The sequence below is a fragment of the Pseudarthrobacter sp. C4D7 genome, assembly GCF_013359725.1.
GTDB lineage: Bacteria > Actinomycetota > Actinomycetes > Actinomycetales > Micrococcaceae > Arthrobacter.
This window is the reverse complement of sequence record NZ_JABFMW010000009.1, coordinates 31,193-52,727: the sequence shown is the minus strand read 5'-3', so window position 1 is coordinate 52,727 and position 21,535 is coordinate 31,193. Positions and strand designations below refer to the sequence as shown.

Annotated in this window: 22 protein-coding genes and 1 pseudogene; 10 read left to right on the top strand and 13 right to left on the bottom strand. The window is 68.0% G+C overall.

Annotated features, from left to right (window positions below):
- Window positions 1-206 precede the first annotated feature (206 nt).
- From HNO81_RS08805 to HNO81_RS08780, 6 genes and pseudogenes are all read left to right on the top strand, one after another.
- Window positions 207-731, top strand: coding sequence for a hypothetical protein (locus HNO81_RS08805; RefSeq protein WP_175317749.1), 525 nt, complete (start codon window positions 207-209; stop codon window positions 729-731).
- Window positions 732-852: 121 nt separating this feature from the next.
- Window positions 853-1,185: a hypothetical protein gene (locus HNO81_RS08800; RefSeq protein ID WP_175317748.1), complete on the top strand. Its 333-nt coding sequence runs from the start codon at window positions 853-855 to the stop codon at window positions 1,183-1,185.
- Window positions 1,186-1,519: 334 nt separating this feature from the next.
- Window positions 1,520-1,872, top strand: a pseudogene (locus HNO81_RS19975) (recombinase family protein); the annotation flags it as partial.
- A 78-nt stretch (window positions 1,873-1,950) separates the two neighbouring features.
- The gene (locus HNO81_RS08790) at window positions 1,951-2,145 is read left to right on the top strand and encodes a hypothetical protein (protein ID WP_175317747.1); all 195 of its coding nucleotides are present in this window, start codon (window positions 1,951-1,953) and stop codon (window positions 2,143-2,145) included.
- Between the two features lie 84 nt (window positions 2,146-2,229).
- Window positions 2,230-2,907, top strand: a complete 678-nt coding sequence (locus HNO81_RS08785) for an ABC transporter ATP-binding protein (RefSeq protein ID WP_175317828.1) — start codon at window positions 2,230-2,232, stop codon at window positions 2,905-2,907.
- A complete protein-coding gene (locus HNO81_RS08780; RefSeq protein WP_254703380.1) occupies window positions 2,894-4,441 on the top strand; it encodes a DUF6297 family protein in 1,548 nt (515 codons plus the stop codon). The genes HNO81_RS08785 and HNO81_RS08780 overlap by 14 nt, the downstream gene beginning before the upstream one ends.
- A 7-nt stretch (window positions 4,442-4,448) precedes the next feature.
- Here the strand turns inward: HNO81_RS08780 and map are convergent, their stop codons facing one another.
- The 4 genes from map to HNO81_RS08760 all read right to left on the bottom strand — a co-directional run bounded on the left by map (window position 4,449) and on the right by HNO81_RS08760 (window position 8,181).
- On the bottom strand, window positions 4,449-5,222 hold the full coding sequence (gene map, locus HNO81_RS08775; RefSeq protein ID WP_175317746.1) for a type I methionyl aminopeptidase: 774 nt from the start codon (window positions 5,220-5,222) through the stop codon (window positions 4,449-4,451).
- Window positions 5,223-5,387: 165 nt separating this feature from the next.
- Window positions 5,388-6,215 carry an oxidoreductase gene (locus HNO81_RS08770; RefSeq protein WP_175317745.1) on the bottom strand — a complete coding sequence of 276 codons (828 nt, stop codon included), beginning with the start codon at window positions 6,213-6,215 and terminating at the stop codon, window positions 5,388-5,390.
- Between the two features lie 42 nt (window positions 6,216-6,257).
- Window positions 6,258-7,286 carry an aldo/keto reductase gene (locus HNO81_RS08765; RefSeq protein WP_175317744.1) on the bottom strand — a complete coding sequence of 343 codons (1,029 nt, stop codon included), beginning with the start codon at window positions 7,284-7,286 and terminating at the stop codon, window positions 6,258-6,260.
- 13 nt (window positions 7,287-7,299) lie between these two features.
- Window positions 7,300-8,181: an aldo/keto reductase gene (locus tag HNO81_RS08760; RefSeq protein ID WP_175317743.1), complete on the bottom strand. Its 882-nt coding sequence runs from the start codon at window positions 8,179-8,181 to the stop codon at window positions 7,300-7,302.
- An 85-nt stretch (window positions 8,182-8,266) separates the two neighbouring features.
- Between HNO81_RS08760 and HNO81_RS08755 the strand changes: the two genes are divergently transcribed.
- On the top strand, window positions 8,267-9,202 hold the full coding sequence (locus HNO81_RS08755) for a helix-turn-helix transcriptional regulator (protein ID WP_175317742.1): 936 nt from the start codon (window positions 8,267-8,269) through the stop codon (window positions 9,200-9,202).
- 148 nt (window positions 9,203-9,350) lie between these two features.
- Here HNO81_RS08755 and HNO81_RS08750 read toward each other — a convergent pair whose 3' ends face one another.
- Window positions 9,351-9,860, bottom strand: a complete 510-nt coding sequence (locus HNO81_RS08750; protein WP_371818198.1) for a hypothetical protein — start codon at window positions 9,858-9,860, stop codon at window positions 9,351-9,353.
- Between the two features lie 242 nt (window positions 9,861-10,102).
- Between HNO81_RS08750 and HNO81_RS08745 the strand changes: the two genes are divergently transcribed.
- Window positions 10,103-10,390, top strand: coding sequence for a hypothetical protein (locus HNO81_RS08745; RefSeq protein ID WP_175317741.1), 288 nt, complete (start codon window positions 10,103-10,105; stop codon window positions 10,388-10,390).
- Between the two features lie 25 nt (window positions 10,391-10,415).
- Here HNO81_RS08745 and HNO81_RS08740 read toward each other — a convergent pair whose 3' ends face one another.
- Complete coding sequence (locus HNO81_RS08740; RefSeq protein ID WP_175317740.1) at window positions 10,416-11,384, bottom strand: type IV toxin-antitoxin system AbiEi family antitoxin domain-containing protein; 969 nt, start codon at window positions 11,382-11,384, stop codon at window positions 10,416-10,418.
- A 420-nt stretch (window positions 11,385-11,804) separates the two neighbouring features.
- On the opposite strand from HNO81_RS08740, the gene HNO81_RS08735 reads away from it, so the two are divergent.
- Window positions 11,805-12,746 (top strand): BTAD domain-containing putative transcriptional regulator, encoded by a 942-nt coding sequence (locus tag HNO81_RS08735; RefSeq protein ID WP_254703379.1) that lies wholly within the window; start codon window positions 11,805-11,807, stop codon window positions 12,744-12,746.
- A gap of 185 nt (window positions 12,747-12,931) precedes the next feature.
- Window positions 12,932-14,338 carry a sigma-54 dependent transcriptional regulator gene (locus HNO81_RS08730; RefSeq protein ID WP_175317738.1) on the top strand — a complete coding sequence of 469 codons (1,407 nt, stop codon included), beginning with the start codon at window positions 12,932-12,934 and terminating at the stop codon, window positions 14,336-14,338.
- A 44-nt stretch (window positions 14,339-14,382) separates the two neighbouring features.
- Here the strand turns inward: HNO81_RS08730 and HNO81_RS08725 are convergent, their stop codons facing one another.
- From HNO81_RS08725 to HNO81_RS08695, 7 genes are all read right to left on the bottom strand, one after another.
- Window positions 14,383-15,018, bottom strand: coding sequence for a hypothetical protein (locus tag HNO81_RS08725; RefSeq protein WP_175317737.1), 636 nt, complete (start codon window positions 15,016-15,018; stop codon window positions 14,383-14,385).
- Window positions 15,019-15,033: 15 nt separating this feature from the next.
- On the bottom strand, window positions 15,034-15,813 hold the full coding sequence (locus tag HNO81_RS08720; protein ID WP_175317736.1) for an amidohydrolase family protein: 780 nt from the start codon (window positions 15,811-15,813) through the stop codon (window positions 15,034-15,036).
- Entirely contained in the window at window positions 15,792-16,847 is a 1,056-nt protein-coding gene (locus HNO81_RS08715) for a hypothetical protein (protein ID WP_175317735.1), read from the bottom strand. The genes HNO81_RS08720 and HNO81_RS08715 overlap by 22 nt, the downstream gene beginning before the upstream one ends.
- A 36-nt stretch (window positions 16,848-16,883) precedes the next feature.
- Window positions 16,884-18,200: a hypothetical protein gene (locus HNO81_RS08710; protein ID WP_175317734.1), complete on the bottom strand. Its 1,317-nt coding sequence runs from the start codon at window positions 18,198-18,200 to the stop codon at window positions 16,884-16,886.
- A 254-nt stretch (window positions 18,201-18,454) separates the two neighbouring features.
- The gene (locus HNO81_RS08705; RefSeq protein WP_175317733.1) at window positions 18,455-19,783 is read right to left on the bottom strand and encodes a hypothetical protein; all 1,329 of its coding nucleotides are present in this window, start codon (window positions 19,781-19,783) and stop codon (window positions 18,455-18,457) included.
- Between the two features lie 30 nt (window positions 19,784-19,813).
- Window positions 19,814-20,572, bottom strand: a complete 759-nt coding sequence (locus HNO81_RS08700) for a hypothetical protein (RefSeq protein ID WP_175317732.1) — start codon at window positions 20,570-20,572, stop codon at window positions 19,814-19,816.
- A gap of 109 nt (window positions 20,573-20,681) precedes the next feature.
- Window positions 20,682-21,392 (bottom strand): hypothetical protein, encoded by a 711-nt coding sequence (locus HNO81_RS08695; protein WP_175317731.1) that lies wholly within the window; start codon window positions 21,390-21,392, stop codon window positions 20,682-20,684.
- Window positions 21,393-21,535: the final 143 nt, after the last annotated feature.

Here is a 21,535-nt window from a genome sequence, read left to right as displayed (position 1 = left end):
GTGCAGACGACTTCGGAAAATGACAGCAACCGTGCGGACCCTGCCAGCCACCTCCTTGTGCACGCTGATCGACCGGCTTACGGGACGCTGTGGTCATGCCCCAAGGCGGGACCATGTGCCCCGATTGGGGCACGTCCAGGTCCTCCTCCAAATTGCGTTGACGGATCTTCGGCATCTTCCCGCTCAAGGCAACGTATGGTGTGGGCATGGAAGACAAGGACAACGCCCGTGAACGGGCTCCGGAACAGGTGTTGGCTCTCATCACCTTGGTCGCGTCGTCCGGCTGGCCCGCCACGGAAGCCGAACAAGATAGCTACTTTCAGATGCTTGGACTGGGGCAACTCCCCGGAGCTCCCCAGAAGGGAGCATCACCGGCAGTAGTCGGAGGGATAATCACTGATTCTGCATCGACCACTCCAGTCGGCTCTTGGATGGCACACGAGGGCGAACTGGTTGGAATCAGCCTCTTCCTCGAACAAGAGCCGCGCAGTCCAGCCACGCCACCTTTTGATCTATTCGACTCCGTACACTCCCTGATCCTCGCTAAATTCGGAGAACCACTGGACGACTCGATACAACCAGCCGGCAACGCGTCTGCCCTCTGGAAGGTCAACGGAACAGGCATCGAGCTCTACAGACACGTCAACCCGCCAGTAGCCGTCCAAGTCGGACTCAACAACCTTGAGCGCACCTCAGCCGTGGAACGACTGGTGGCTACCCGGAACCTTTAATTGCGTCGTTGAGAGGAAGTCGTGGCTAAAGAGGCAACAGCTTCCCACCGCGGTTCAGTCTCTCCGTAAGCCGATGGTGCATAGGCCACCTGCTTTCGACTTCGCGGCGTAGGCTCGGCCCATGCGAATTGTGCGAGCTGCTCCAGATGACTCCGTCGGAGGTGGCGATCTACCGCCGAGCTACAGAGTGCGTCTTTGGTTTCCACCGCCGGCCATGAATTTCGCGTGGCTCGTTGATGAATGGGATATCACCGATGCCAGAGAAGTCACGGACGTCATTGCATGGGCAAGAAGCAAAGCGGGAAGAAATCCCTTCGAGATTTTCCTGCGCTGGAGGGATCACCATACGTCCAAAGACGATCAGCTAGAGCCATACTCCCGGTATGCACTGATCTACGGGAAGCCTGCAGTCGAAGACGCGACCACAGAGACCATCTCCTTCGAATCGAAGTGAACCGAGCGACGCTGCGGTGTTCGGTGAAGGATCCCGTTCCGGGCGCTGAAGCGTCCGGAAAGCAACCGGCTTACGGGGACGTTTTGCGAGCCGCATACTTCGGCTGTGACTTGCGTTGGATGCCCGAGTGGGTAGGCTCGCGGCATGGCATGCTCCTATATACCGCTGGCTTGGTTCGAAAATGGCATGATCCAAAAGCCCACAGAACTGGGAAAATGATGACTGCCGGACGATGGGGACTACTCGTCGTTGCAGTTGTGGTCCTGGTCGTCTCCGTAGTTCTCGCTGTTCAGGGTTCCAACGGCCTCTCGTTCACTGCAACGGCCATGGGCATCCTGATCTTCGCTACCTTGCGTGCAGGGCACTCACGGCCAAAGGGGTGCTGCTCAGTCTCGGCGTAAGCACGCACGATCCGAATGACCCCGTGGGCCGGCTGCTATTTACGTCCTGGGGATGGTGGCGGAGTTCGAGGCGGACCTGATCCGGATGCACACCCGCGAGGGAATGGCTGTCGCTAAGGCGAAGGGGGGGGGGTTGAAAGGAAAGCAGACTAAGTTGTCCAAGCCGCAGCGGAAGCATCTGTTCACACTGCACGACGCAGGGGAGCACACGCAGGCGGAACTCGCGGAGCTGTTCGGAGTGTCCAGGACCACGGTGTACCGCGAACTCCAACGACGGTCCACGTAGAAGTTACGGCTGTGCAGAGGACTTTGGACATTTGTGCAGACGGCTTCGGAAAATGACGGCATCCTTTAGGCTGATGCCATGAATAACACCATGAGGGCAACGCTCATTTGGTCGCTGGGGGCAGTTATTTTCTCTCTTGTCGGCGTATATGTCGCACTGAATTCCAACGGCGTCTGGTACAGCGTCGTCTCGGCGGTGATACTGCTGCTCGCCGGCGTAATCTTCGCCTCCAAGGCCATTCTTTCGCTTCGTGCCGCGGGCCGCAGTTCCTAATCACGACGCGACCCCGGCGCCGAGCACTGGTATCCGACGGATCCGAGCGGCAATTCACCCCGGTAGGGTGGCTGGATGGCTGATGTGGGGGCAGTTCTCGAGGTTGAGCAGTTGTTAGTGGGGTACGCCGGCGCACCGGTCTGTGGCGAGGTATCGGTGCGGCTTCAGGCAGGCGGGGTGCTGGGAGTGGTGGGACTCAACGGTGCGGGCAAGTCAACGGTTGCCCGGACCATCGCCGGACGGCAGCTGCCGCTGGCCGGGGAGGTCAGGGTCCAGGGCGGCCCCGTAGACCCTGATGCCGTGTCGTTCCGCCGCGACGTCGCCTCCGTTTTCGATGATGACCTGTTCTTTCCCTCCCTGACGGTCCGTGAGCACCTGCTCCTGATCGCACGCGGACATTCACTGGAGAATCCGGACCAGGCAGTCGACGCCGAGCTCGAATTCTTTGGCTTGACCGGCCGGTCCGGCGTCGTGCCGGACTCCCTGTCGTCCGGACAACGCCGCCGGCTGCTGCTGGCTGCGGGCCTGATGCGTCCTTCGGCGCTGGTGATCCTTGATGAGCCCGAACAGCGGCTTGATCCGTTGATGCGGGAGGCTCTGGCGCAACGCCTGATCGGGCACGCCCGGGACGGCGGAGCCGTGGTGCTGGTTACCCACGACCCTGCGCTCCTGGAGGCGGTTGCCTCGACATGCCTGGTGATTGACGACGTCGTCAACGAGGTCACGCCCGAGCAGGGGGCACTGACCATTGCCGGGAGTTGACGCCAGGACACTGGTTGGCGGCGCGGCAGCCAGCCCTACCCGGGACCTGTCCGCGGAAATCACCGCCTTCACCCGCCGGTCCTCGCGCCGGTACAACCGCAGCCGGACATCATTGCGGGATCTGTTCTCGGACCTTTACAGCTACGCGCTTGCCCTGGGGTGCGTCGTTGCTTTGGCGGCCTCGTTCGTGGCGGGTCTGCAGGGTGAGATCATCAGCCGGGGCACGGCCGGGCGCGTGACCGTCAGCGGCCATTGGCCCTTGATTCCCGCTCCGGTGCTCTGGGCCCTGCTGGTGTACGCGGCGCTTGCCGCGGTCATGACGCTCTCCCGGCGGCTCGGTCCCATCACGGTCCAGGGGCCCGAGGGGCAATGGTGGCTGCCGTTGCCGGTGGACCGGCGGCCGATGGTCCTGCCTCCCTTCCTGCGCCGGTGCATTGTTGGCGGCGTCGCGTCAGGTGCCGCGTTCCTGCCCTTCAGCGTCCTGACTTCAGTGGAGCGGAGCTTTCCCGGGCACCTGCTGGCATCGGCTACTTTCGGCGCAGTCGGCGTCGTGGCCATCGCCTTGGCGGGGCTGATGCAGCTGGAGATCATGTCCCACCGGGCCGGACGCCTGGCCTCAGCGGCTGCCCTGGTTCCGTGCGCGGTCCTACCCTGCGTGGCTGCCTCGCCGTGGCCCTTGGCAATCGCAGTACTGGCCGCCGTCCTTCTTCTGGGCATCGTGGGCTCGCGGGCCGGCCAGGTCCGCGGGGCAGACCTGATCCGCGGCGGGGCAGTGGCCGGTCACGCAGCGTCCTCGCTGTTCTTCATGGATACCAACGAACTGTTCCGGTCGCTCCACGGAGCCGGGCAGCGCGGCGACGCCCGCAGGGCGGCACGCTTCTACGCCAAGCCCGCACGGGGTCCCTTCGGCGCCCTGGTCCGCGCTGACATCGTGGCTTTTGTCCGGCTGCACCCGTCCTTGACGGTGCCGGTGGTGTGGTTGGGGGTCATTATTGCGGTACTGCTCGTCGACTACGGGCTGCCGGCACTGGCCCAGATCGCTGTCATCGCCATCGCCGGCTGCGCCGTCGCCTCCAGCGCGGGCACGGTGGCACGCCGAACAGTCCTGGTTCCCGGACTCGATACCCTGCTGCCGGTACCACTGGCCTTCATCCGAGCCAGCCGGACACTCATGCCCGCCTTGGCGCTGAGTCTCTGGATGGCGTGCCTGGGCGGGGTCCTGGTGCTGCTGGGTGTAGCGGGACCTGCCCTGATCCTGCTGGGGGCCCTGGCGGGGATTGGCATGGGGGCGGGTGCCGTACGCGGGGCCGCCCGCCCCGTTTCCGACTGGTCCGTTCCTCCCGTTGAAACCCCGTTCGGTCCGCTCCCGCAGGCACAACTCGTCACCCTGTTCCACGGACTGGATGTGACCATGCTGGCGCTGGCGCCGGTGCTGGTGTCCGTTTATGTTGGCGGCGTCCACCCAGTCACCGTGATGGTGCAAGGCCTCATCAGCGCGGGCGCCCTCGCTGCCGTCCTCTTCAGGTCCCGCTGAAGAGTTCTTACCGCGAGGGCAGGGTCAGGATTTCCGCGCCGTCCTCGGTGATGGCGATGGTGTGTTCGGTGTGCGCCGTCCGGCAGCCCGTGGCGCTCCTGAGGGTCCAGCCGTCGTCGTCTGTCACCAGCTCCGCCGTGTCCGCCATGATCCACGGCTCCAGCGCCAGCAACAGCCCTGGGCGCAGTTTGAAGCCGCGCCCTGGCCGCCCGGTGTTGGGGACGTGCGGGTCCTGGTGCATGGTGGAGCCGATGCCGTGGCCGCCGAACTGCGTGTTGACCGGGTACCCCGCGTCGATGAGGACGCGGCCGATTGCGTAGGAGATGTCGCCGATCTTGGCGGCCGGCCCGGCGGCGGCGATTCCTGCGGCTAGTGCCCGCTCGGTGGCCTCGATCATGGCCACGCTTTCCGCCGGGCGTGATTCGCCCACGATGAAGCTGATGGCGGCGTCGGCGGCCACGCCGTTCTTGACGACGGCGAGGTCCAGGGTGAGCAGGTCGCCGTCGGCCAGCTGGTAGTCGTGGGGGAGCCCGTGCAGCACGGCATCGTTCACGCCGGTGCAGATGTAATGCCCGAACGGGCCGCGCCCAAACGACGGGGCATAGTCCACGTAGCAGGATTCGGCGCCGGCCCCGGTGATCATCTCCTTGGTCCACTGGTCGATGTCCAGGAGGTTGGTGCCCACCGTGGCGCGGGCCTTCATGGCCTGCAGGATGTCCGCCACCAGCGCGCCGGTTTCCCGGGCGCGCGCCACCTCCGCGGGGTTGAGGATCTCGATCATGGGGCGCCCTTCGTCTCCGGCCGGTAAACCTACGGGCCATCCTATTTGTCCCCGCTCCGCGCACGGCAAGGCCGAGGCCATATTCGGCGGGAAATGTGGGTATTGCCACTGGTCCGCGGTGATGCGGGAAAGTACCTGGGCGGGACTGCTCGGTGGTGGCTGCGCCTAGTCGATGTCGGTGCTGGTGCTCAACTCCTGCCACTGGTCCAGCTCGGCGCGCTGCGCGTCGGCCACCATGCCGAACGCGCCGAAGGCGTCCGTGCCCAGGACCAGCAGGCCCGGCGGGTTGGGGGAATCGACGACGGCGAGGATCGCCTTGGCTGCCTTGTCAGGGTCCCCGGGCTGGTTGCCGTGGGCGGTGTCGACTTCCTTGCGGCGCTTGCCGGCCGTGTCCGCGTAGTCACCGATCGCGGATGCGGACTGGGTGAGTGAGCGGCCGGCGAAGTCGGTGCGGAAGCCGCCGGGTTCGATGGCGGTGACGTTGATGCCCAGCGGCTTCAGTTCGTTGCGGAGCGATCCGGTCATGCCTTCCAGCGCTGCCTTGGTGGCCGCGTAGTAGCCGGAGCCGGCCGGGGTGATCCGCGCCCCGATCGAGGAGATGTTCAGGATGGACCCCGACTTGTTGGCGCGCATGCCGGGGACCACGGCCTTGATCATGTCCACGGCGCCAAAGAAGTTGGTGTCGAACAGGCGGCGGATGTCGGCGTCGTCCGCTTCCTCCACGGCGGCCCGGTAGCCGTAGCCGGCGTTGTTCACCAACACGTCGATGCTGCCGAACTTTTCCCGGGCCGCGCCCACGGCCGCGGTGATCTGCGCCTTGTCCGTCACATCGAGGGGGAGCGGGAGCCCGGTGTCCGGGAAGCCGGCGGTGATGTCCTTGACCGTCTCCACGTCCCGGGCGGTGACCACCGCGTTGTGCCCGGACGCGAGCACTGTTTCCGCGAGTGCGCGGCCAAGTCCGGTGGAGCAGCCTGTGATGAGCCACGTAGCCATGGGTGTGTCCTTTCGTAGGGGAGTGTTAGGTGGGGTGGGCAGCTAAGCCCGTTGCCGGCGTCGTGCGTGTGCTGTCAGTTCGTAGGCGCCGTAGCTGTTGTCGTCCGGGTTGAGGGTGACGCCGGGGGCCACCAGCTGGTCGATCCGGTCCAGGACCTCGGGTGCCAGGACGGTGTCCGCGGCGGGGAGGTAGGACTCCAGCTGTTCCATGGTGCGCGGGCCCACGATCGCGGAGGTGACGCCGGGATGGTTGATGACGAACGCGATGGCCATCTCGATCAGGGTGACGCCGGCCCATTCGGCCACCTGCGCCAGCTCCTCCACGACGTCCAGCTTGCGCTGGTTGGCGGGCTGGCTCATGTCGAACCGGGCGCTGGGCCGGCGGGACGAGGTGGGCCGGGAGGGGGAGTCCTTCCGCCACCGGCCGGAGAGCCAGCCGCCCGCCAGCGGACTGTAGGTGAGCGTGCCCATCCCGTGCCGCTGCACCGTGGGCAGGACGTCCTCCTCGATCCCGCGGGCCAGGATGGAGTACGGCGGCTGCTCGGTGACGAACCGCTCCAAATTGCGCTCGCGCGACGCCCACTGCGCCTCCACGATCTGCGAGCCGCCGTAGGACGAGGAGCCGATGTAGCGGACCTTCCCCTGGCGGACCAGGTCGGTGAGGGCGCCCAAGGTCTCCTCCACATCGGTGTCCGGGCTGGGCCGGTGAACCTGGTAGAGGTCGATGTAGTCAGTGTTCAGCCGGCGCAGCGAGTTCTCCACCTCCCGCATGATCCAGCGCCGGGAACCGCCGCGCTGGTTGGGGTCGTTCTCGTCCATGGGCATGAAGAACTTGGTGGCCAGGAAAACGTCGTCGCGCCTGCCGGCGATCGCCTCGCCCACGATCTCCTCCGAGGCGCCGCCGGAGTACACGTCCGCGGTGTCGATGAAGTTGATCCCGGCGTCCAGGGCGCGGTGGATGATGCGGGTGGCGTCGGCGCGGTCGTCATTGCCCCAGGGGCCGAACATCATGGCACCGAGGCAGAGGGGGCTGACCTGCACACCGGTGCGGCCAAGGGGACGGTATTCCATAGGTGTTGCTCCTTTAGGCTTCGGGGATGACCATGGCGAACCGCTCCGGGCGGGCCACTTCGGGGTCCGGTCCGCTGCGGACGCCGGTGTCCAGAGCGTCGATGGTCCGGAGCTCTGCCGGGGACAGCTCGAAGCCGAACACGTCGAAGTTTTCCGCGATGCGGACCGGGTTGGTGGACTTTGGGATGGCCGAGCGGCCCTGCTGCAGGTGCCAGCGGAGCATCACCTGGGCGGGGGTCTTGCCGTGGGACTGCGCGACGGCGGCAATCGCCGGGTCCCGCATGACGTTCTTCCGGTTCTCACCCCAGCCCGGATAGAAGGTGATGCCGCCGATTGGGGACCACGCCTGGGTGAGGATGCCGTGCTCCGCGTCCGCTGCCTGGACCTCGCGCTGCTGGAAGTAGGGGTGCAGCTCGATCTGGTTCACGGCCGGGACGGTCTCCGTCTCGCCGAGCAGCTGCTGCAGGTGGTGCGGCATGAAGTTGCTGACGCCGATGGCCCGCACCCGCCCGTCCTGGAGCAGGGTTTCCAGGGCCTTGTACGCGGCGATGGTCTTTTCCATCCGGTCCGGCGCGGGCTGGTGCAGGATCAGCAGGTCCAGCTGGTCCACGCCGAGCTTGCCCACCGCCTTGTCCCAGGCGTGCAGGGCCTGGTCGTAGCCGTAGTCGCTGACCCACACTTTCGTTTCGATGAAGACCTCTTCGCGTGGCAGCCCGGACCGGCGGATCCCTTCGCCCACCTCCCGCTCATTGCCGTACGCGGCGGCTGTGTCGATGTGCCGGTAGCCCACCTCGAGCGCTGTCTGGACTGCCGCCGTCGTCTCTTCCGGGGGACTTTGGAAAACGCCCAGGCCAAGTGCCGGCATGCTGACGCCGTTGTTGAGTTTCAGTTCCATGCCTCCACGCTATTTCGGCGCGCGGGATTGTGGGAGGGCTTGCCAGTCCCTCCTTCGCTGGCTGCCCGGGGCGTAGCGTGGGGGCATGACCAACAGCGAGGATGTGCGGAAATTCCTGACCTCCCGCCGCGCCCGGCTTACCCCGGAGGACGCCGGGCTGCCTGCCTACGGCGGCAACCGGCGCGTGGCGGGGCTGCGGCGTGAGGAGGTAGCCATGCTCGCGGGGATGAGCATTGACTACTACATCCGGCTGGAGCGGGGAAGCCTTTCAGGAGCGTCGGACAGCGTTCTGGAGGCGTTGGCGCGGGTGCTGCAGTTGGACGACGCCGAGACGGCCCACCTTTTCGACCTGGCCCGCGCGGCCACGGCAGCTCCGCGGGTGCGGCGGAAGCGGAGCACCCTCACCGTGCGCCCCAGCGTGCAGCGGGTGATTGACGCGATCACCGCGGCCCCCGCCTGGGTCCGCAACGACCGCGGTGACGTGCTGGCCGCCAATGAGCTGGGACGGGCCCTGTACCTGGACATGATGGCGGACGCGGTGGCCCCGCCCAACAGTGCACGGTTCACGTTCCTGAATCCGAAGGCCCGGCATTTCTTCCGGGACTGGGAGCGCAGCGCGGACGACATTGTGGCCGTGCTGCGCTCCACAGCCGGAAGGAACCCGTACGACAAGGACCTTTCGGACCTGGTGGGCGAGCTGTCCACCCGCAGCGAGGAGTTCCGCGTCCGCTGGGCCCGGCACGACGTGAAGTACCACCGCACCGGCCGGAAACGGCTGCACCACCCGGTGGTGGGGGACCTGGACCTGACGTACGAGGCGATGGAGCTCCCAGCGGACCCGGGCCTGCGAATCAACATCTACACCGCCGAGCCCGGAACGCCCGCCGAGGACGCTCTGAAGGTCCTGGCCAGCTGGGCAGCGACGCAGCGGACTGAGACTGTGGGGGTCCGAGACGGTGGGGGCCGGTCAACGGAACAGCCAGGCGTTCCGGCATCTGACGTTGCGGCGCGGGAGACCTGAACCCTGCGACTTCCGCTGCGCAGATTACCTACCGAGGCGCAGATTCCGTTGCGCGGCCCACATTCCGGGGGGCGACGATGAACGGGCGTGTCGCAGGGGGATTTGCGTATCGAAAACAGCAAGGAATCGGACGACGGCGGCCCGCGGCTCAGGACTCAGCGTTGATGAATCCGATGATGATCGCCGTCCACCAGCAGAGTTGCGAGACCGCCAGGCACGCCACCATGTGGAGGCGCTGGCCGCGGGTCAGGTCCGTGAACCTGGCCTCGGCTGGAAGCCTGGCGAGGCGCCGCATGAGGGGGATCAGCATGATCCCGTTCAGGCTGAGCACAAGGACCGCCCCCAGCTTGAATTCCGTCATCGGGTTGTCCAGGTGTGGGCTGAGGAACACGCCCGTGGCCAGCAGCCCGGCCAGGCCACCCCAGATCAGCGGTGTTGCTGCCGCATCAAGCCGGATGATCTCGCCGAGTTTGCGCCGGCCGATCAGCCACAGAAAGCCGTGCCAGTCCACCAGGATGATGGCGCCAAAGGCCACCACCAGGAAGAGGTCATGGACTGCGAGATCAACGTTGTGGACGTCGTCGCCCACGTTGACCAGGGCTGAGAACGTCACGGACAGCAGCCAGGCCAGGACCGCTCCGGTGGAGAGGGCAACCACCAGGCGCCGGGTGGACCGTTCGGACTCCCGGTGGCGCCTGATGGTGCGCCTGCTGACGGGAACGTAACTAATGGCGTGCCTCTGCGAGACCTGGAACCGATGGCCGTCCCAGCAGGGCCCGGGATAGCACCAAGATAGCCCTGTCAGGACCGGCCAACAACTGGAATAGCAGGGCTTGAGGGTCCGCCGCACCTCGCCCGCGGAGTAGGCTCGACGGAACCAACGCCTGAGGGGGCAGACGCATGGGACTGGAAGACAGTGACTACGCCGAACGGGTTGCCGCGAGGTCAGCGAACGAACGGCGCGTTGAGAAGGTGTTCGGCTCCTGGGCCAGCGCCATCGGGGCCCTCTTTGTCATGGCGCCTTCGGTGTACCGGCTCGTCTCGGGCCCGGAGCAGTGGTACGACGTGGTGTCCGTCGTCGTGGGCATCGGGCTGGTGAGCTTTCACGCTGTACGGCTGGTCCGCCTCCGGCGCAGCGCTGCGCAGGTTCCTGCCCGACGCGCAGATTCCTCGGCGCACCCGGGATAGGCGCCGCGTCCGGGGGGCGTGCGGGTCACAGGCGGTTTTGCGCGTCGAGGATGGCAGAACGCGTGCGACGGCGGGCCACGCCTGCCGCGGCCAGCTTACGTTCCAGCGTGCCCGGCGACGCGAGCTCGGTCCAGTCCCACCGCACCACGTTAATCCCCAGGGCACGGATCCGGTTTTCCCGGTTCTTCTCCGCCACGACGGCCTGGGAGGGGGTCAGGCCTTTGAGGTAGGCGTCTCCGACGTACTTCTCCTCGCCGTCGAACTCGCCAACCACCCTGGCCTGCTTCCAGTAGAAGTCCGAGAAACCTACCAGCCCCGCCGCATCGGAGAATTGCTGCTGGAGGACCGGCGGCTCGAACCCGGCCACGTGGATTCGCGCCCGGCTCCAGGACTCCCCGGCGGAGGCAGACCTGGGATCGGCAAAGGCAACGGCAGCCCTGATTCGTCGCCCCGCCGCAGCGGTATAGATAGTGCCGATGCCCGCCTCCAACTGTTCTTTCGTCAGGGCAGGCAGTCCGTGGACCGGATCCGGCCGCAGCACGTAATCCAGCGGCACTATGGCTTCGGCGAAGGGACTGAATGCCGCCAGGTCCAGGATCGTGCGGACGCGGTCGGTGACCAGGAGGCCCTCCCGCCTGACCACCCCCAAGCCCTCCCGGGCACCAAAGTGGCGGATGACTCCGGCACGTGACCTCCCGCCGTCGTTCTTCAAAGTGAGGGCGCAGACGGGACCCGCGATGAACGGGATACTCCACACGCTGGCTGCGGAATGGCGGGCGAAGATGGTGGGCTTTTCGAAGGTCTCCGCAGCTGCCTGGACGCGCACCCGGTACTGTTCCCAGGTCTTCAGCGCACGCCACGCGGGCCCATCGTCGTACACCCCGTGCCGGACCCGTTCCAATGCCCCGGACTTGGTGCGTTTGGCGAGATCGTTCGCGCTGAGTCCGTGGAGGATTCGGTCCCGGGAGAGGAAGAACGGCGGCAGATCGGTCATGCACCTACGGTGCCGGGCAGCGCGCCTTCCGGGAAGCGCCGACGCCGGCTATGTGGAAAGCGTGCCGCGGCAATGCCCGCACGCGCTGGCGACGCGCATGTTCCCTGCCGACCGGCGTCGCCGTTGCCGCACCCGATATGTGAGCCGCGGAGGGGAGCGCCCGTGTCGGTAGGGATGGTGCGCGTCGATGAGGATGCGCCGGGCAGGTAAAGGATCATGCGCGTCGCGAGGAGTGCTGGCCGCATGCAGGGAGGACGCCGCGCTGGCGGGAGCTTTCGAGAGCGCGCCCTCCCAACCCGATTAGGGGCTTTGGCACATTGACATTCATTTTCAAGCTGAGGATCCTCAAATTTACGTAGTTCAGGTACTTCAACCCGGCTGAGGTGTCCCGTGGGCGGTGCTGGCTGTGGACATTTGGAATTGGACCTGCTCCGGTTTTGGCAGCTGCGCCGCGACGGAGAAATTGTCCATGTTGCCCTTCGCCAGCAGCGCCTGATCGCCGCGCTCGCCATCCGCGGCCCCCGGGTCCGGAACTACGTGGCCGGGCTCCTCTGGCCGGAATGCCCGGAGCCCAGGGCACTGGAAAGCCTCAGGGTGAGTGTCCATCTGGTCTCGCGGCAGGTCCCCGGCCTGCTGGCGAAAGACGGATCGGTGCTGGCGTTGGATCCCGTCGTGGAGGTGGACCTGAACCGGGTCAGGGCCCTGCTCCAGGAAACAGCGGGGGGAATGGAAACCGCGTCGGGGCGCCAGGAATCGGGAACCGGCAGCGCCCCCAAGACCGCGCTGCTGGCCCTCAGGGACGCGGACCTGCTGCCCGGCTGGTACGAGGACTGGGTGGTGTTCGAGCAGAGCCGGTTGCACCAGGACCGGCTGCACGCGCTGACGCTGCTGTCGCGTTCACTGCTGGCAACGGGGGACTGCGAGTGCGCTGTGGAAGCGGCAACCGCCGCGCTGGAAATCGAGCCCCTGTACGAGAGCGCCGTGCGGGCCCTGGTCACCGCGGAGCTGGCCCTGGGGAACCCCGTCTCCGCGCTGCACGCCTATGAGAACTACGCCACGGCACTGCGTCGGGACACGGGCGTCCTGCCCTCCGAAGCCCTGGACAACCTCATCAAGGGGCTGGCGGGGCCGTTATCCGTCCTGGGCGGACAGCCATTGCCGGACCGCGCGGAGGACTTCCTCCCGGTCCGCCGCGGACATGCTGCCGTGCTCCCCGGCGCCCTCGCTGTAGGTGACGCGGGCGCGGAACCCGTGTTCGCCGTCGGGCTCCCGCCAGGTGCGGATCACCAGGGTGCCGCCGCTGCCGGGGACCGGGACCCCGGGCCGGCCAGGGGCGCTGTGGTCGGTCATGGTGTTCTCTGACTCCTTCCGTTGACCCTCATCCTGCGCGAAAAACCATCACCAACCCGCGGTTTTTCCTGAAAGATTGGCGCAAGATCCGCCAACGCAAAGACGCCGGCACGCCGCCAGTAACGGGGCAGTAACGCCTGGCATGGTCAGCTACGTTGCGCAGGCGGTGTGCCGGCAGCGGAACTGCGAGGGACTCGATGCCGTGGGTAATGGACCTCAGTGGCCGGCAGGCCTGGGCCAGTGAGGCCATCGCAGCCCTCCGCGCCGCGAAGATCCAGCTGCAGCCGGCGGACGCCCCCGGCACAGCCGACACTGCAGGCATCATCCTCGCCGGCACCCACAGCCAGGACCTGGATTCGGCCCTGGGGATGGCGGAGTACGGCCGGTGCCGGGTGCTGGTGTTCGGCCCGCCGGACGGCCGGCTGAAACCCTGGCCCGTTCTGGAGGCGGGGGCCGCGGAATGCCTGGCCTGGCACGGCCGGGTGGAGCAGGTGGCAGCCTGGCTGCAGCGGATCGAGGACGTGGAATCGGTGATCGACTCCGCCCCGGTCCGGGACACGCTGGCGGGGCAGAGCCCGGCCCTGCGGACCGCGCTCCGGGACCTGGTAGTGGCCGCGAAGTTCGGGAACGCCCCCATCCTGATCCAGGGGGAGACCGGCACCGGCAAGGAACTGGCGGCCCGGGTGGCGCACGCGGTCAGCAGCCAGCGCGGCAACCTGGTGGTGGTGGACTGCACCACCATCGTTTCCACGCTGATGGGCAGCGAGCTCTTCGGGCATGAACGCGGCGCCTTCACCGGCGCGGTGAGCGTGCGGACCGGCGCCTGCTCCGCCGCCGACCAGGGCTCCCTGTTCCTGGACGAGGTGGGCGAACTGCCCCTGGAACTCCAGCCCGAACTGCTCCGCGTCGTCCAGGAAGGCACGTACAAGCGGGTGGGTGGCGACCGGTGGCTGCACAGCAAGTTCCGGCTGATCTGTGCCACCAACCGCGACCTCGCCCGCGAAGTGTCCGCCGGCGGCTTCCGCACCGACCTCTACCACCGCATCGCAGCTTCCGTGGTCACCATGCCGCCGCTGCGGGACCGGCTGGAGGACATCCTGGGCCTCTTCGCCCGGTTTTGCCGCGAAGCCACCGGCGCCCGGACTGACCCGGACGTGGATCCCGCCGTCCAGGACGTCCTGCTCCGCCGCAGCTACCCCGGCAACCTGCGCGACCTCCGGCAGCTGGCCTTCCGCATCGCGGCGCGGCACGTCGGGCCCGGGGCCATCACCCCCGGCGACCTGCCCCGCGAAGACAGGCCCCGCGCAGGGCACCCGACGGGGCACCCGTTCGACGGCGGCCCGGCGGCTGACCAGGACAGGAACACGTACGACGGCGGCCCGGCAGGCGCCGCGGACCCCCTCGCCACAGCGGTGGCCTGGGCAGTTGATGCCGGCCTGGGGCTGCGGGAGATCAAGGAACGGGCCGCCGAGGCAGCCGTGGCGGTGGCGGTGGAGCGCAGCGGCGGGAACGTCCATTCGGCTGCCACCATGCTGGGGCTCACGGACCGTGCCGTCCAGCAGCGGCAGGCCCGCCGGACAGACACCGGCGGCCAGGGCGGCTAACGCAGGCAAGGCAGCTAACGCCCGCCACAGCCCGCCACAGCCGGCTAAACCCCGTGCCCCAGCTCGTCCGCCACCTCGTGCCAGTACCCGTCCCCGGTCTCCAGGGCGAGTTCGTGGAACAGGTCCCCGAGTTCCCGCCAGAGCACGTCCGGCCCCTTCCGCCCCGGACGCCGGCCGCGGTAGTTGGCGCGCTTGTAGATCCTGCCGAACTGCTGGCGGACCAGGTCCTCGACGGCCAGCCCGAACATGTCCGGCTGCCGCTCCGGTGACGGAAACGGGATGGTCTTTGCCAGCGGGACGGGAGGCAGTTCGCGGCGGGACTTCACCAGGTCCTTCGTGGCCGGAAGCCGGTCATCCCTGGTGCTCCTGGCCACCAGCTTGTCCCTGGCGATGTCGTGGGCAAAGATGCGCACCTGGCTGGGCGCCGGCCCCGGCGGCCACGGCCGGTAGGTGACCAGCCAGACGGAGTCCCGCTGCGGCTCGGTGCCGGACATCCACGCGGGCCGGGCCGCCCGGCTGCCCGGCCCCGCCCGCCGCGAGGCGTCGCTCTGGCGCAGGTAGGCGCGCAGCTGGTTGAGCCCGTCCCTGATGGCCGGGCCGTTGTCCGGTTTGATCTCGGCCATACCCGGCGCCCTGATCGGCGCCGGGAGCCCGGCCGGTGCAGGCATGTTCGCAATCATGGCTTGTTCCTCCTGTCAGGTCCCGCAATTGGTGTGGCAGCGCCCGCTCCGGGCGGCGGCCGTCAGTCTGAGGACGTTGCCGCCCAGGATGAGGGCCCGGTCAGCCGGCGGCATGCCCAGCGCGAAGATTTTGGCGAGCTCCGGGGCGGGGTGCAGGTACGGCCCGTCGCTGCCGAATAGCACCTTCCGCGATCCGGCCCGGGCCACGGCCTCCTCCAGCAGGTCGAAGTACCGCACCCCGGAGGTGTCCGTGAAGACGTTGGGCACCCGGACCAGCACGTCGGTGAGCCGCTTCTGGGCCCGCCAGTCGTCGTTGAAGGCGGACAGGTGCGGCACGATCCACGCCACATCCGGGTGCCGCCCGGCCAAGTAGCACACCTGCTGCACGTCCCCACCGGGGTCGAAAAGCACCGGCATCCGGTGGCGTTCGGCGGCGAGCGCCACCTCGTCCGTGGCGGGCCCGTCGGACCAGTGCACCTTGATGCCGCAGGCGCCGCGCGCGTGGGCGGCCGCCACCACGGCATCCACCCGTCCCCGGTCGGCCACGGGATTGACGAACACGTACCAGAGCCACCGGCCCGGCTCCCTCGCGGCCAGGTGCGCCACGGTCCGGTTGGCTGCCGCGTAGCTGCCCACCGGCGCGGCCATCAGCACCCCCCGGGAAATTCCGACGGCGGCAGCCCGCTTCCGCCACAGCGCAAAGGATGCGGCGGGGCCGGCCGGGCCCAGCGGAACGCCGGCGGTGCCCACGTGCACGTGCGAGTCCACGATCATCAGGCCGCCCGCCTGTCCCACGTCACCGCGGCAAGTCCGCGCACCAGCGCGTCCAGGTCGGCCTGGGTGTGGTCGGCCCGCACCACGGCGGACAACACCGCCCCGGGCCGGCAGCGGGGCAGCTGCACCAGCACCTGCACACCCCGGGCCGCGAGCGCGCTCCGCCACCGGCGTGCCAGCGGCAGCGAGTCCACCCGGGTTCCCACGATCGGGAACGGAAGTCCCAGCGGCGGCAGGCCCAGGCCGGCGAACGTCCGCCGCAGCCACAGGGTCAGCCGCCACAGCCGCCGCCGCAGCCGGGGCAGGCTGCTGCTGCGGAGGGCGCCGAGCCCGGCGGCAAGGTCAGCTGCCGACGGCGGGCTGCTGTGCATCCGGTTCCCGCCGTTCCGGGCCACCAGCCCCACCGTGGCGGCATCGCCGGTGATCACCGTGACCGGCGTGCCGTAGGCCTTGGCCAGCGAACCAAGCCACAGCAGCCGGTCATGGGACACGCCCAGCCACCGGGCCGTGCCGGTCCCGTCCCCGAACCCCTGCGGACCCGTTGCCCGGCCCAGGACGCCGAACGCCAGGGAGTCGTCAACGATCACCTGCCCGCCGGTCCGCGCGGCGATGGCCTGCAGCGCCGCGAGCGGTGCCGGCCGCCCGCACCCCTGGCACCAGCCGTCCGTCACCAGAAAGGTCTTGACGGGAGGTACGACGCCGGGCGGCCGGAAATGCGGGTACGTCGCCACCCGCACGCCCCGGGGAAGCGAGGCCCGGCACGCCCACTGGGTGAGCGGGTAGGCGGCCTCGTCCACCAGGAGCACATCCCCGGGACGGGGGAGTGACTGCAGCACATCCATCATCCCGTGCAGCGCAGACCTGGCCACCAGGCCGCCGTCGGCCCCTTGCTGCGCGGCAACCAGGGAGGCCAGCTCAGCGGCGGCTGGCAGCTCCCGCAACACGGCGGGCACCCCGGTGGTGAACTCCGTCCACGGGGCCAGCGCGGCGCTGGGGTGGTGCTGGCCCAGGAACAGCGCGGAGGTGAAGTCCGTTCCGCCCCGTGACCCGGCCATCTCCTGTACCTAACCCTTTCCTGACCAGGCCATGTCCTAGTACCGGACCAGCTTCCGGGCCAGCCGGCGCTGGAGCAGGGCGGAGGGCATGGTGGTGTCCACGCGCTCGCTGAGGTCCACCCCGGTGACGGCCCGGTAGGCGTGGATGTAGCGCTGCACGGACGGCTTCCACTTGAGGGCCCAGTTCTTGGCGTCGTCGCTGGTCATGCCGGACTCGTTCCACCGCCCGTGCCGCACGGACAGCAGCAGCTGCTCGCCGTGGACGGCAAGGTCGTAGAAGTGGGTGATGCTGGCGTCGGACCATTCCTGCATCAGCTTCATGGTGTCCACGCGCCCCATCCACTCTTCCTGGTAGGGGACCATGGTGCGGCCGCCCAGGAACTCGCGCATCTCGGGCTGGGCCAGCATCCACTGCACGTCCAGGGTTTCAATCCGGGCGGACAGGGACACGTCGGCGAACTGGTTGTTCGCGCCGGCGGCGAGGACCAGGTGCAGTTCCTGCAGGTTGCTCAGCAGCGGGAACGCGTCCGCGTCCACGGTCTTGTCGCTGAACTCCTTGTAGTAGCGGTGGCAGGCGTTGAGCAGGCTGTGGAACGCGTCCAGGAACTGGGTGCGCCGCTCCACCAGCATTTCCGCCGGCGGGATGGCGCGGCCAATCAGCTGCAGGCCGTACTGGTATTCGTACTCCGCGGCCCGGCGGCGCAGCGAGAGCCGGTCCTTCTCGGCCTCGGCCAGGCCCCACAGGAGCCCGCGCAGCGGCAGCAGCGGACTGACGGCCAGCCGCGAGAGCGCATCGCCTTCCGGCTGGGACCGCCGGTTCTGGAAACGGGCCAGGATCCGGTTCAGGGACTGGAACAGCATGCCCTCCTCCAGCCAGTACACGTAGATCAACTCCACGAACGGCACCTGGTCCAGCGGGTACTGGCCGTTCGGGATGCCCTCCGGGAACGGCCGGGCCAGGTCATCGTCCTGGTCGCTGACGTAGGACCTTGCAACTGCTGCGGCAGTATCGGTACCTGGACTCCATGACCTCGCGGAACTATAGCTTTGACCTATAGCGGTTTGAGTAACGAACGTACTGGACAGCATGTGCAGGCTTTGGTAGGTGCGGGCACCGTATGGCGGCCTGGCGTTGAAGCCTCCAGGATTTTTGGTGACGAACGCAGCGAAACTCTTGAAGGTAAGGTTTTTGGAAACATCCTCGATGAACTGCCACAGGACGCTATGGATGCTGCTCGGTATTGCATTTGCCTCGAGGGCCACCTTGACCACAGGAACAGGTTCCGGTTCCTTCACGCTTATCGTGTCGAGGGGATACCAGTTGTTCCTATTGTTGATCTTATTGTTCTTCATGATTCGACGGGACTGAACCCTGTACTCGCCGGCCTCTTCAAATAAGACCCTGGGCTCATAGTTCTTTCCTGGAGCCATGTACTTTGTGACGGAGCGCTTCTTACCTTCGATAGGAACAGGACCGCCATTTTTGTCGATAATCCTGAATTCGTAATCTCCGACTGGCTCGCCCCAACTCGTTTCGAGTTTGAACTCGAAGGCAACTTCCTGGCCGGCGAACACTGGCGTTCCCGGGGTGCGCATGAAATCCATGGCTATCTCCTTGTTGTTAGTGCTGGTGTGGTGCGTTGTGGTGGGTCAATGCCGGCCGGGGGTGCGGGGGCGCCCATGTCGTCCAGGCTGCTGCGGACGGCCCAGGCGGTGAGCAGCGAGGACAGCTGGGCGCTTTCGTCCTCGGCGGTGAGCCGGCCGGCAGCTTTGGCCTGGCCCAGGACGGCGAACACCAGTGCCGGCCGCTGCCGGGCCATGACCCCGAAATCCCCGCCCCAGGCCTGGTACAGGCGCATCAGGCGTTCGGGCCGCCGCTCCCGGGTGGGCCAGAGGGTCCCCAGTTTCCGGCCCCCAGCCGCCGGGACCGGATGGTTCATGAGGAGGGAGACCAGGTCGCCGATGTGGGCCTCGCACCTGCTGATCCAGGCGAGGTGCTCCGCGGGCAGCCCGGCGGGCGGGTACATGGCCCGCCACACGGAGGCCAGGCCCCGCCACTGGGGGTGCGGGTAGAGGGCGTCGCCCAGGGCCGCGGAGATCAGAACCCGGAGGTAGGGCATGGGGTGGGGGTCGGTGCCGCCGGGCCGGAACACGAAGTAGCGGGGCAGGCTGACCACCGCCAGCAGGCCCACGGTGGAGGTGATGCCCACGGTGGCCACGGACCACATGTCCGCCACGATTTCGCTGATCCACAGGGACCATACATCCCAGCTGCCGTCCGGGTCCTGCCGTGCGCGGCGGTCCAGTTCGGCGCGGAGGGACGCCACCAGATCCAGCTGGGCCGCGCCCTGGTGGCCCACCTCGTGGGCCAGGGAGGAGGCGATCCCGCTGCCCACCATCCGCTCCCGCGGCAGCCGGATGATTCCCACCGGGTTCGGTTTGCCGCCGGGCAGGCGGGTCTTGGCCCGCCGGATGGCAGCACCCGCGCCCCGGGCGAGGTAGACCACCAGCCGGGCGTCGCCGTCGTCGTGGTTTCCCTGCAGCCGCAGCGCATCCTGGGCCAGGATGTCCAGCCCGGAGAGCCAGACGCCGGTGGAGTGCTCGCTGCGCTGGGTGACCACCTCGGTGAAGAGGTCGAACTGGGCCAGCACCACGTTGAACTGGAGCCGGATGAGGACAAACCGGCGCTGCTGTTCGGCGGGGCTGGCGGTCCTGCCGTCCCCGTGCAGCCAGTCCAGGAACTCGGCAACCTGGAGCCGGAGCTCGTGGCGGCCGGCGTGGAGGAAGCGTTCAATCAGCAGCTGGGCGTCCCGGGGCAGTGCGGCGGCCAGGACCATGGTCTCCTGCATGACGAAGGGTTTGATCTGGTCCAGCCGGGACACCAGGCCGTCCGCCTCGCTCTCGATGAGCGCGGTGCTGATGGTGTTCGTTTCCATTCCGATCGCCTGCCGTCAGCCGCTGCCAGGTCAGAGCCCCAGCAGGATGACGCGGCCGTCGCGGCGGATCCAGCGGCCCTCGTCGGCGCCCGTTCCGGAGTTGCCGTTGCCGTCCGGCTGGTTGTCCCAGCCTTCGTCCGGGGCGCCCCAGACGGCGCCGGAGTACTGGGTGTTGTAGACCCGGGTGCCGCCGCCGCGGTAGCCGCGGGTCTGGCGCCGGGCGGCCTGGCGGGCGCGGAGCAGGGAGGGGGCGTACCGGCGGGCGGCGGCGGTTGCCGCGGCGCGGGCGGCGGCGTTGGGAGGGACGGAGACGGGGGTGCGCGCGGCGTTGCGGTAGGCGGCCCGGGCGAACCGGACGTACCGGCGGGCGGCTTCTTCCTCCGCCTCTGATTCGTCCATGGCTTCGGCTTCCTCAACCTCCAGCAGGCCGCCGGCCAAGGAGCCCAGCTTGCTTCCAATGGCGGTCCCGACGCCTGGAGCCACGAAGGAGCCGATGGCACCGCCCACAATGGGCAGCGCCCTCTTGGCGACGGATTTGAGGGCACCGCCAAGGGCCTTGCCAATGGGGGACTTGATGAACCGGCCGGCGTTCTTCACCACGCTGCGGGCCAGGCTGCCCAGGAACTGGTCCAGTTCCTCTTCGGAGTTGATGCTGAGCAGTTCCATGGCCAGTTCGGTCTCGAGGTTCTCCTCGTGGTCCTGTCCGCCCTCGTAACCGCTGAAGTTTCCTTCGTCCTCGTCCTCCTGCGCCCAGGGTGCGGACTCGGTCTCGTAGTAGTTGGTGCTCATGGCAATGTCCTTCGGGTTGGTGGTGCCGGGATGGGTGGTGTGCGTTGGTTGAGGTGGCGCCGGTTTGGGTGGTGCTGGTTTAGGTGGTGCTGGTTTGGTTGGCGCCCGGTCAGCGGGCGTTGAGGATCACGATGTTGCGGCCGCGGCGGACCCAGCGGCCGCTGGCGGGACGGCCGGGTTGTCCGGGCCGGGAGTTCTGGCCGAGGAGGCCGGGAAGGTGTTGCCGGGCGGCTACGGTGGCGGCCTGCTGGGCTGCCTGCAGCGGGGGGACGTTCCGGGGGGTGGCGGCGGCGCGCTGGGCGGTGGAGGTGGCGAACCGAACAAAGGCGCGGGCGGTTTCCAGGTCGCGGTCCTCGGGAGAGAGGCCTTCCAGCTGGAGCCCGGACTCGAACTTGGTGCCGAGCCACTTGCCCACTTGGCGTCCGGCTTGCCCGCCCGCTCCTGGAACGAAGAAGTTGCCCCCGGCCTGCCCCAGCTGCGGGAGGGCCTTCCGGGCCGCGGATTTGAGGACCTTGCCCACGGCCTGTCCCGCGGCGCTGCCGGCGAAGTCCTTGGCGGCGGAGACGGCCTTCCGGGCCAGGTCGCCCAGGAACTGGTCAAGTTCGTCCTCGTCGGTGACTTCGAGCAGTTCGGCGGCCAGGGCAAGCTCGTCAGTTTCCTGGTTGTCGGCCTCGCCCCAGAGCCCCCCGGCCTCGTTGGCGTCCTCGCCCTGGAAGGACGACAGTTCGTCCTCGTAGGAGTAGCCGGGCCCCTCGTCCATCACCTCACCCCAGGTGCCCTCGTCCTGGCCTTCGAACAGTGCCCTATCGATGTCATGCATGAGTATTTCCTTTCCGGAGTTTGCAGGTGCCCGGGGAGGCACCACCGCGGAACACCGCATACTCTCCTACTGCACAATTCGTGCCAACTCCGGTGGGGCTGGTGCAGGGACGCTGTGGGGCGCTGCGCGGCGGAACGATCGGC

Bases quoted from the DNA above. Each gene is read 5' to 3' on its own strand.
- HNO81_RS08755 (WP_175317742.1), top strand. From the start codon at position 8,267: ATGACCAACAGCGAGGATGTGCGGAAATTCCTGACCTCCCGCCGCGCC.
- HNO81_RS08765 (WP_175317744.1), bottom strand. From the start codon at position 7,286: ATGGAATACCGTCCCCTTGGCCGCACCGGTGTGCAGGTCAGCCCCCTC.
- HNO81_RS08790 (WP_175317747.1), top strand. From the start codon at position 1,951: ATGAATAACACCATGAGGGCAACGCTCATTTGGTCGCTGGGGGCAGTT.
- HNO81_RS08805 (WP_175317749.1), top strand. From the start codon at position 207: ATGGAAGACAAGGACAACGCCCGTGAACGGGCTCCGGAACAGGTGTTG.
- HNO81_RS08740 (WP_175317740.1), bottom strand. From the start codon at position 11,384: ATGACCGATCTGCCGCCGTTCTTCCTCTCCCGGGACCGAATCCTCCAC.
- HNO81_RS08700 (WP_175317732.1), bottom strand. From the start codon at position 20,572: ATGAGCACCAACTACTACGAGACCGAGTCCGCACCCTGGGCGCAGGAG.
- HNO81_RS08725 (WP_175317737.1), bottom strand. From the start codon at position 15,018: ATGATTGCGAACATGCCTGCACCGGCCGGGCTCCCGGCGCCGATCAGG.
- map (WP_175317746.1), bottom strand. From the start codon at position 5,222: ATGATCGAGATCCTCAACCCCGCGGAGGTGGCGCGCGCCCGGGAAACC.
- HNO81_RS08745 (WP_175317741.1), top strand. From the start codon at position 10,103: ATGGGACTGGAAGACAGTGACTACGCCGAACGGGTTGCCGCGAGGTCA.
- HNO81_RS08715 (WP_175317735.1), bottom strand. From the start codon at position 16,847: ATGGCCGGGTCACGGGGCGGAACGGACTTCACCTCCGCGCTGTTCCTG.
- HNO81_RS08695 (WP_175317731.1), bottom strand. From the start codon at position 21,392: ATGCATGACATCGATAGGGCACTGTTCGAAGGCCAGGACGAGGGCACC.
- HNO81_RS08710 (WP_175317734.1), bottom strand. From the start codon at position 18,200: ATGAAGAACAATAAGATCAACAATAGGAACAACTGGTATCCCCTCGAC.
- HNO81_RS08770 (WP_175317745.1), bottom strand. From the start codon at position 6,215: ATGGCTACGTGGCTCATCACAGGCTGCTCCACCGGACTTGGCCGCGCA.
- HNO81_RS08760 (WP_175317743.1), bottom strand. From the start codon at position 8,181: ATGGAACTGAAACTCAACAACGGCGTCAGCATGCCGGCACTTGGCCTG.
- HNO81_RS08730 (WP_175317738.1), top strand. From the start codon at position 12,932: ATGCCGTGGGTAATGGACCTCAGTGGCCGGCAGGCCTGGGCCAGTGAG.
- HNO81_RS08800 (WP_175317748.1), top strand. From the start codon at position 853: ATGCGAATTGTGCGAGCTGCTCCAGATGACTCCGTCGGAGGTGGCGAT.
- HNO81_RS08705 (WP_175317733.1), bottom strand. From the start codon at position 19,783: ATGGAAACGAACACCATCAGCACCGCGCTCATCGAGAGCGAGGCGGAC.